The organism is Pseudarthrobacter sp. NPDC058362, from assembly GCF_042723515.1.
Taxonomy (GTDB): domain Bacteria; phylum Actinomycetota; class Actinomycetes; order Actinomycetales; family Micrococcaceae; genus Arthrobacter.
On the sequence record NZ_JBHXIW010000003.1, the window covers coordinates 439,806 to 448,477 of the forward strand.

General features: G+C 62.3%; 11 protein-coding genes. 7 read left to right on the top strand and 4 right to left on the bottom strand.

The annotated features are described in order from the left end of the window. Positions 1–114: 114 nt before the first annotated feature. Together ACFWIX_RS09610 and ACFWIX_RS09615 are read right to left on the bottom strand one after the other, a co-directional pair. Positions 115–264, bottom strand: coding sequence for a hypothetical protein (locus ACFWIX_RS09610; protein ID WP_377215888.1), 150 nt, complete (start codon positions 262–264; stop codon positions 115–117). Positions 265–308: 44 nt separating this feature from the next. After that, on the bottom strand, positions 309–782 hold the full coding sequence (locus ACFWIX_RS09615) for a VOC family protein (RefSeq protein ID WP_377215889.1): 474 nt from the start codon (positions 780–782) through the stop codon (positions 309–311). An 87-nt stretch (positions 783–869) separates the two neighbouring features. Between ACFWIX_RS09615 and ACFWIX_RS09620 the strand changes: the two genes are divergently transcribed. Together ACFWIX_RS09620 and ACFWIX_RS09625 are read left to right on the top strand one after the other, a co-directional pair. Next, entirely contained in the window at positions 870–1,280 is a 411-nt protein-coding gene (locus tag ACFWIX_RS09620; RefSeq protein ID WP_377215890.1) for a DUF3054 domain-containing protein, read from the top strand. A gap of 71 nt (positions 1,281–1,351) precedes the next feature. Further along, on the top strand, positions 1,352–1,633 hold the full coding sequence (locus ACFWIX_RS09625; protein ID WP_377215891.1) for an Lrp/AsnC family transcriptional regulator: 282 nt from the start codon (positions 1,352–1,354) through the stop codon (positions 1,631–1,633). A gap of 10 nt (positions 1,634–1,643) precedes the next feature. On the opposite strand, the gene trpD is transcribed toward ACFWIX_RS09625, so the two are convergent. Beyond that, entirely contained in the window at positions 1,644–2,699 is a 1,056-nt protein-coding gene (gene trpD, locus ACFWIX_RS09630) for an anthranilate phosphoribosyltransferase (protein WP_377215892.1), read from the bottom strand. A gap of 112 nt (positions 2,700–2,811) precedes the next feature. Here trpD and ACFWIX_RS09635 point away from each other — a divergent pair, with 112 nt between their 5' ends. The 4 genes from ACFWIX_RS09635 to ACFWIX_RS09650 all read left to right on the top strand — a co-directional run bounded on the left by ACFWIX_RS09635 (position 2,812) and on the right by ACFWIX_RS09650 (position 7,183). Next, complete coding sequence (locus ACFWIX_RS09635) at positions 2,812–3,486, top strand: heme-copper oxidase subunit III (protein ID WP_377215893.1); 675 nt, start codon at positions 2,812–2,814, stop codon at positions 3,484–3,486. 86 nt (positions 3,487–3,572) lie between these two features. Next, positions 3,573–4,361: a c-type cytochrome gene (locus tag ACFWIX_RS09640; protein ID WP_377215894.1), complete on the top strand. Its 789-nt coding sequence runs from the start codon at positions 3,573–3,575 to the stop codon at positions 4,359–4,361. Between the two features lie 100 nt (positions 4,362–4,461). After that, entirely contained in the window at positions 4,462–5,535 is a 1,074-nt protein-coding gene (locus ACFWIX_RS09645) for a Rieske 2Fe-2S domain-containing protein (protein WP_377215895.1), read from the top strand. Then, positions 5,513–7,183: a cytochrome bc complex cytochrome b subunit gene (locus ACFWIX_RS09650; protein WP_377215896.1), complete on the top strand. Its 1,671-nt coding sequence runs from the start codon at positions 5,513–5,515 to the stop codon at positions 7,181–7,183. Before ACFWIX_RS09645 ends, ACFWIX_RS09650 begins: the two co-directional genes overlap by 23 nt. A gap of 100 nt (positions 7,184–7,283) precedes the next feature. Here the strand turns inward: ACFWIX_RS09650 and ACFWIX_RS09655 are convergent, their stop codons facing one another. Beyond that, a complete protein-coding gene (locus ACFWIX_RS09655; RefSeq protein WP_377215897.1) occupies positions 7,284–8,054 on the bottom strand; it encodes a GntR family transcriptional regulator in 771 nt (256 codons plus the stop codon). Between the two features lie 173 nt (positions 8,055–8,227). Here ACFWIX_RS09655 and ACFWIX_RS09660 point away from each other — a divergent pair, with 173 nt between their 5' ends. Continuing rightward, entirely contained in the window at positions 8,228–8,524 is a 297-nt protein-coding gene (locus tag ACFWIX_RS09660; protein ID WP_377215898.1) for an HPr family phosphocarrier protein, read from the top strand. The last annotated feature ends 148 nt before the right edge of the window (positions 8,525–8,672 follow it).

The window sequence follows — 8,672 nt, forward strand, 5'->3', positions numbered from 1 at the left end:
CTACATTATGTCAAGTAACGCTTTTGACATCCCCGTCGCGGCACGATGGCTTCTCTTCCCTGCACTCCTACGCGCGAGGCGCCTGGCGTGAGGCCAAAGCAGCGAAATGTGAAGCTATGCCCTGCGCCCGATGGAAGTACCAACCAGCGCCCCCACGCCGAGCCCCAGCGCGAAGCCCAGCACAGGATTGTCAAAGACAGCCAATCCCAGCGTGATCCCGACGGCCGCCCCGAGCAGGGAGCAGATCCACAGCGCCTTGTTCACAGCCCGATGCCCGCACAGCAGCCAACTCCCCTGCCCACCGGCGCTCAGCCCCTGTAGGCCTTCTGGAGTGCGTCTACGTCAAGCTTGCCCATTCCCAACATGGCATCCATGGCGCGGCGCGACCCAGCGGCATCAGGGCCACCGATCAGCCCGGGCAATCCGGTGGGCACGATCTGCCACGTCAGGCCAAACCGGTCGGTAAGCCATCCGCAGCGTCCCTCGGAACCGCCGGCAGTCAGCGCATTCCAGTACCTGTCGATGGTTTGCTGGTTCTCGCAGTCAACCACCAGTGAGACAGCCGCGGTAAAAGGTGCTCCCCTGGATCCGTTAAGTGCCATGAACCGTCGCCCTTCAATCTCGAATTCGACTGCGGCCGCGTGGCCGGAACCACCCGGCCCGCCGTCGCCAAACCGCGACACATTCACGACCCGTCCCCCGTCAAAAACAGACGTGTAAAACTCGGCTGCCTGCTCAGCCTGGTCCGTAAACCACAGGCAGGTTCCAATATTGCGCGGCATGGTGCCCCCTTCCGCCCCGAGCCTAACCCTGCCACTTGCCACACACAACGGCACGAAGACGCAGCCTGTGGACGCTAGGCTCGAAGCATGCCTTCCCTGCTTAGCCGCCGCGACCTGCGGTCCCCCTGGCCCGTAGCCGCTGTGGCACTGACTGACGCCGTGCTGATCATGCTGTTTGCCGCTGTCGGACGCGGAGCCCACGAACGTGGAGACGTAGTGGCGGGGGTGCTGCTAACCGCGTGGCCGTTCCTGGCCGGCGCGGCGATAGGCTGGCTGGCCTCCCGTGCATGGCTGCACCCGTTGAAGGTGCGATGGGCCGGCGTCGTGATTTGGCTTTGCAGCCTGGCAGGCGGCATGCTCCTGCGCGCCCTCACAGGACAAACGGTAGTGCTCCCCTTCGTGATCGTCGCGTTCCTGAGCCTGGGCGTTCTGCTGCTCGGCTATCGCTTGCTGGCAGGGCTCGTTGTGCGCTCAACCTCGCGGGGAACATTGCCCTGATGTAATAGGCTGTCAGCACCGAAAAGCTTGCCGGGCATTGCTACGGCGCAACTGATCCGAAAGGATTCACCGTGATCACCGCATTCGTTCTGATCAAGACCGACGCCGCCCGCATTCCGGAAACGGCTGAAGAGATCTCGGCCATCGAGGGAATCAGTGAGGTGTATTCGGTGACCGGTGAATGGGACCTGATCGCCGTAGCGCGGGTGGCCAGGCACGAGGACCTCGCCGACGTCATTGCAGACAAGCTTTCCAAGGTGCCCGCTGTAGTGCACACGACTACGCACATTGCTTTCCGGGCCTACTCACAACACGACCTCGACGCCGCCTTCGCCCTAGGATTCGAGCAGTAAGCCGGCCGGATCAGGGGCGGGTCAGCGCGACCCACTTATCGAGCACGGCAGCCGCCGCTCCGGAATCTATGGACTGCTTGGCGCGGACATAAGCCGTGCGCATCCGCTCCAGGAAGGTCCCTTCGGCGGCTGTGTCGAACGCCACGAGCCCGGCCGCCGCATTGAGCAGAACCGCATCGCGTACAGGGCCTTCCTGTCCTGCAAGCACGTCGCGCACCACCTGGGCGTTGGCCTCCGCATCGCCGCCACGAAGCTGTTCGACTGTCGCCAGCCTGATGCCCAGGTCTTCCGGCGAGAACCCCGCTTCAGTGACGGCACCGTCCCGGATCTCCCATACAGTGGACGGTCCAGTGGTGGTGAGCTCGTCCAGCCCGTCGTCTCCTCGGAACACCAGGCCCCTGCTCCCCCGCTGCGCCAGTACTCCTGCCACCAGGGGAGCCATCCGTGCATTGGCGACGCCGACAGCCGAGGCCTGCACCCGTGCCGGGTTCGTCAACGGGCCCAGGAAGTTAAAGGCAGTGGGGATGGCAAGTTCCCTGCGCGGCACGGCGGTGTGGCGGAATGACGGGTGGAAGACCTGCGCGAAGCAAAAGGTGATACCAGCCTCTGCGGCGTTCCTCGCCACATTCTCTATGGGCAGGTCCAGCCGCACGCCGAGTGCCTCCAGCACGTCCGCGGAACCCGAGGACGACGACGAGGCGCGGTTCCCGTGCTTGACCACTCTTGCGCCGGCCCCGGCAGCCACCAGGGCTGCCATGCTGGAGATATTCACAGTGTTGAGCTGGTCGCCCCCGGTGCCGACGATGTCCAGCTTTTCGCCTGCGATCGAGATCGGGTTGGCATGCAGCAGCATCGTCTCCACCAGGCCGGACAGTTCCTCCACCGTCTCGCCCTTGGCGCTGAGCGCCACCAGGAAGCCGGCAATCTGGGCCGGCGTCGCTTCTCCGGACATGATCCTGTCCATGGCCCAGGAGGTGTCGTCGGCCGTGAGGTCCGTGCCTTTGATCAACGCCGAGATAAGGCGGGGCCAGGAGTTGACCGGCGCCGTGGATGCCTGAGAAGTCACGTCCTGATGCTATCGATCACACCAGCGGGTGACCAATATGAACGGCCCCGGGGAACTTTTCACCGCGATTTCGCGTCTTTGTAGAAAAAGTCCTTCCAAAAGGCGGTTTGCGTTGGGCAGCACGGACTTTTACAGACATAATGTCTATGTGACATCTGCGACCCATGCCCCCAGTACCCCGGCGCACCCCACGCTGAACCGCCCCAATATGGTTTCCGTTGGAACCGTAGTGTGGCTCTCCAGCGAGTTGATGTTCTTTGCCGGTCTCTTTGCCATGTACTTCACGCTCCGCTCCACCAGTGGTGAGATGTGGGCGGATGAGACCGCCAAACTGAACTTCCCGTTTGCGCTCGCCAACACCATCGTCCTCGTGGCAAGTTCCTTCACCTGCCAGATGGGCGTCTTCGCCGCCGAGCGCCTCCAGCCGCGCCGAACCGGTGGTGTCTTCCAGTTCGGCCGCTGGGGAATGAACGAATGGTTCACCCTCACGTTCCTGATGGGCGCCTTCTTCGTCGCCGGCCAGGCCACCGAATACGCGATGCTCGTCTCCGAGCACGTATCGCTCTCCTCGAACGCCTATGGCTCCGCGTTCTACATGACCACCGGCTTCCACGGCCTGCACGTGATCGGTGGACTGGTCGCCTTCCTGCTGATTATGGGACGCTCCTTCGCAGCCAAGAAGTTCGGCCACTTCGAGGCCACCTCCGCGATCGTCACGTCGTACTACTGGCACTTCGTCGACGTGGTGTGGATCGGCCTCTTCCTGGTCATCTACGTACTCAAGTAGCCAGCTTTGATTCTTTTTCTACAAGAGGCAGAATTTCAGGTAGCGGCTCCACGAGCCGGCGCACGATCGAATAAAGGAACCACCACGTGAAGGCACTCTCACAAAAGCGGCGTCACCCACTCGCAGCCATCGCGCTGCTTCTGATGGGCCTCCTCCTCACGGGTGGGATCTACGCTGCGGCCACCTCCGTCAATGAGGCAAAGGCCTCCACGACGAGCTACAGCTCCGATGATGTCGAAGAAGGCGGCAAGCTCTTCGCCGCCAACTGCGCCACCTGCCACGGCATGGGAGCCAGCGGCACCCAGGACGGCCCTTCCCTGGTAGGCGTCGGTGCAGCATCCGTGGACTTCCAGGTCGGAACCGGCCGCATGCCGATGCAGATGAACGGCCCTCAGGCCCTTAAGAAGCCAGTCCAGTTCAACGATGAGCAGACCGAGCAGCTTTCAGCCTACGTTGCCTCTCTCGGTGCCGGCCCGGCAATCCCTGAAGAAGGACTGCTGGACGAAGGCGGAAACGCAGCCGAAGGCGGCGAGCTCTTCCGCGTCAACTGCGCGATGTGCCACAACGCGGCCGCTGCCGGTGGTGCACTGACCCGGGGCAAGTTCGCCCCGGGCCTGGCCGACGTTTCCGGAAAACACATCTACGAGGCCATGGTCACCGGTCCGCAGAATATGCCCGTCTTCAGCGACTCGAACATCTCCCCAGAGGGCAAGCGTGACATCATCACGTTCCTGAAGCAGATCGAAAGCACCGGTTCGCCCGGTGGCGCCGCCCTGGGCTCCCTGGGTCCCGTTGCCGAAGGTCTTTTTGTGTGGGTTGCCGGCCTCGGCGTCATCATCGCTTTCACGATTTGGCTAACCTCCCGGACATCCTAGGGATCCGCCCGAACGGGCAAACACTTCTGCTGGTCAACAGCAGCTTGAAATTAGAAACTAACCCGGCTACCGCCGGGACGAGAGAAGGATGAGGCGAATTATGGGCAACCATAGTGACGGCAGTCCGAACCACTCGGGCACCGTAGCTACGGCTGGTCAGAATGAGGTGGAGAAGTTCCAGGACCCTGGAATTCCCCCGCACCGTTTGCGCCTGGCTGACACGGACCCGAAGGCCGCAAAGCGGGCAGAACGGCAGGTCGCCTTACTATTTGGCATCTCTGTTGTCGGAACCCTGATCTTCCTGGTGGCGTACTTTGCCATCGACCTGGGAGGCGAAGAATCCAGCATCGGCACTATCCGGCTGCAGAACATGCTGCTTGGCCTTGGCACCGCCTTCGCGATGCTCGGCATTGGTACCGGCATCGTCCACTGGGCCAAGGCCCTGATGCCCGACCACGAAGTCTCGGAAGAGCGCCACGCGATCCGCTACGAAGAGGACCGCCAGGCTGCAGTCCGCATCGTGGACGACATTGTGGAGGAAACCGGCATCAAGCGCCGTCCGCTGATCCGCAACACCCTCCTCGGCGCTGTGGCGCTTGCACCCCTCCCCGCCGTCGCCATCTTCGGCGACCTGGGACCGCGTCCCGATGACAAGCTGGCGCACACCATGTGGGCTCCGCAGGAAGGCAAGCTTAAGCGCCTTACCCGCGACCCGGACGGTACCCCCATCAAGGCCTCGGATGTCACGATCGGGTCCGCGTTCCACGTCATTCCGGAGGGGCTCAACGAGCTCCACGAAGGCAAGCTGAACGAGAAGGCCAAGGCCGTCGTCCTGCTCATGCGCCTTGACCCCGCGTCGCTCAACCCTTCCGAGGGCCGTGAAGACTGGGGCTACAACGGTATTGTTGCGTATTCCAAGATCTGCACCCACGTGGGATGCCCTGTTGCCCTTTACGAGCAGCAGACCCACCACCTGCTGTGCCCGTGCCACCAATCCACCTTCGACCTCACTCAAGAGTGCAAGGTGATCTTCGGACCGGCGAGCCGCCCACTGCCCCAGCTGCCTATCGCAGTCGATGACGAGGGCTACCTTGTCGCTACCAGCGATTTCAAAGAACCTGTAGGACCGAGTTACTGGGAGCGTGATATGCATGAGCGCAGCATCAACAGCTGAGCCCGCTTTCGTCGCCAAAACCAAGGCAGGCCGGATTACCGACTTCGTTGACGCGCGTGTCGGCGGTTCCGGGATCCTCCGTGAATTCGGCCGCAAGGTTTTCCCCGACCACTGGTCCTTCATGTTCGGCGAAGTGGCACTTTACTCTTTCGTAGTACTGCTGCTCTCAGGCACCTTCCTGACGTTCTTCTTCGATCCCTCCATGGCGGAGACGCACTATGAGGGTTCGTACGTGCCGTTGAAGGGCGTGGAGATGTCGGTTGCCTACAGCTCCTCGTTGAACATCTCGTTCGATATCCGCGGCGGCCTCTTCATGCGCCAGGTCCACCACTGGGCCGCACTACTTTTCGTTGCCTCGATTGCCGTGCACATGCTGCGGGTGTTCTTCACCGGGGCGTTCCGCAAGCCCCGTGAAATGAACTGGGTCGTAGGTGGCGTCCTGCTGATCCTGGCCATGGCTGCCGGCTTCACCGGCTACTCCCTCCCCGATGACCTGCTCTCCGGTAACGGCCTGCGCATCATCGACGGCGTCATCAAGTCCATCCCGGTCGTCGGTACATATATCTCGTTCTTCCTCTTCGGGGGCGAGTTCCCCGGCACGGCCGTCATCGGCCGCCTGTATGTCCTGCACATTCTGCTGGTACCGGCCTTGATCCTGCTGATGATTGTCCTGCACCTCTTCATGGTGGTAGTGCACAAGCACACCCAGTACCCCGGTCCAGGCCGCAACGACAACAATGTTGTGGGCTATCCTCTGGGTCCTGTCTACGCAGCCAAAGCAGGCGGTTTCTTCTTCATCGTGTTTGGGGTCCTGGCTCTGATGGCCGGGTTCTTCACCATCAACCCGATCTGGAACTATGGCCCGTACGACCCTTCCCCTGTGTCTGCAGGCACCCAGCCCGACTGGTACATCGGATTCGTTGACGGCGCTCTCCGCCTGATGCCCGGCGTCATCGGCGATTTCTACTTCGAATACGTGATTTTCGGTTACACGCTCACCTTGAACGTGCTGCTCCCGGCCCTGGTCCCGGCCGGCATACTGTTCACTGTTATGTTCATGTACCCGTGGATCGAGAGCTGGGTAACCAAGGACACCCGGGAACACCACGTGCTGGACCGTCCCCGTAACGCTCCTACCCGTACGGCTATCGGTATGGCCGGCTTTGTCTGGTACTGCGTGATGTGGGCCGCTGCGGGCTCCGACCTTATCGCGACGCACTTCAGTGTCTCTCTGAACGACGTGACCTACTGGCTGCGGGCCCTGTTCTTCATCGGACCGGTCATCGCATTCATTGTCACCAAGCGAGTGGCCCTGGCCCTCCAGCGCAAGGACCGCGAGATCGCCCTCCACGGCCGGGAGACTGGCCGCATTGTTCGCCTGCCGCATGGTGAATTCATCGAGGTCCACGCTCCGCTGGACGAGTACAAGCGCTACAAGCTGGTTGGTTTCGAGTCGCCAACGGTGATTCCTGCCCAACCGAACGAGCACGGCTTGGTGACACGCAAGGAGAAGCGTCGCGCGTTCCTCTCCCGGTGGTTCTTCGAGGATCGTGTCGCTCCGGCCACTCCTGCTGAACTCGAGGCCGCACACGGCCACGGACATGCGGCGGTCGAGGCAGCCGACGAGTCCAAGAGTCTGAGCCACTAGGTTCCATGCCATAGACGGAAGGCCCGGTCCATAAGGACCGGGCCTTCCGTCTTTCACGTCTCCCCAGCCTGCGCCGGCATCCACGGGGGGAACGGCGCGTTTAGTGGTTTCGCGCCCTCCGCGCACCGGGCCGCTGGAGCGGAACCCACAGCTTGTAGCGGTCGGCACGGTAGTAGGACACCGAATAGTCAACCATGGCACGTGCAACAAACGCATGGCGTTGAATCTTCAACAACGGCGAGCCCACCTCCACGTTCAGGAGCCGCGCGGTGGAGGGGGAGGCGGCCGTCGCCTCGATCATGTCCTCCCCCCACTCCATCACCAGCCCGAATTGTTCACTGAGGACGTTGTAGAGAGACGTAGGGGGCTCCTGGTCCAGCAGCCCCGGCACCCGATGGGCCGGGATGAAGTTCTCATCAACGCTCATCGGCTCTCCATCGGCGAGCAGAAGCCGCCGGAAGCGAACCAGGGGCGTTCCCTCCTCAACCTGGAGTTCGCGCGCCAGAAAGGCGCTGGCGCCGATCTGCTCGAAGCTCAGGACTTTGGCAGCGGGTACCATCCCGCGGCGCTGCATCTCTTCGCTGTATGACGTCAGCTTTACCTGGAGATCAACCTTCGGCTTGCGCACGAAAGTCCCCAGCCCCACCACGCGCTCGATGACCTCCTCCCCTACCAGGGCATCAATCGCCTGCCGGACCGTCATGCGGGCCAGGCCGAAACGGTCCGCGAGATCCCGTTCGGAGGGCAGCGCCGACCCTGGGGGACATGACTCAGCGATATAGGTCCGGAGGATTTCGCGGAGCTGGACGTATATGGCGATGCCACTCTCGCGGTCGATAGTGCCTGCAATGGCCGCAGCGCTACCTGCCATGGTTGTTCTCCCTGCCGTTGGGTTGCAGCATCCATTTTATGGCAGGTCTAGACCGCTAATGCCCCGCTTTCCGCAACATGGCGGGGCGGGTGTCCGGAGCCGTAGGCGCGGCGGCTATATTGGATGGGAAATTGCATAGCGGCTTCGTGAGGAAGCCGAATCGAGGAGTACTTTTGCCATCACGCAAGGCCGTGGTCAGGGCCCTGGTCGGCCTGCATGCCAGACCAGCCGCTGAGTTTGTCCGGGCAGTCACCGCGTCCGGATTACCCGTCACTATCAGCAAGGACGGAACGGCCGCAGCCGACGCCCGGTCGCTGCTGCAGGTCATGGCGGCAGACTTTCAGCATGGGTGCGAAGTTCGTCTCGAGATCGAGTCCGAGACAGCTCGTGAGCCGCACCTCACCGAGGAAGCGGAGCGGATTCTTTCGTCGCTGGCCGCCCTCCTCGAGTCCCAGGGAAACAACGGCTGACCGCTGGTTGTACATCTCCCTGCAACACGAAAAGCGGCGCCGGGGCCCCCCCCCAACTGGGGGGCCCGCCCCCGGGGGGGAAAATTAATTGAGCAAAAAAAAAAAAAAACAGCCCCCCAAAAAAGGAGGTTATATAAAGGGTGGTGGC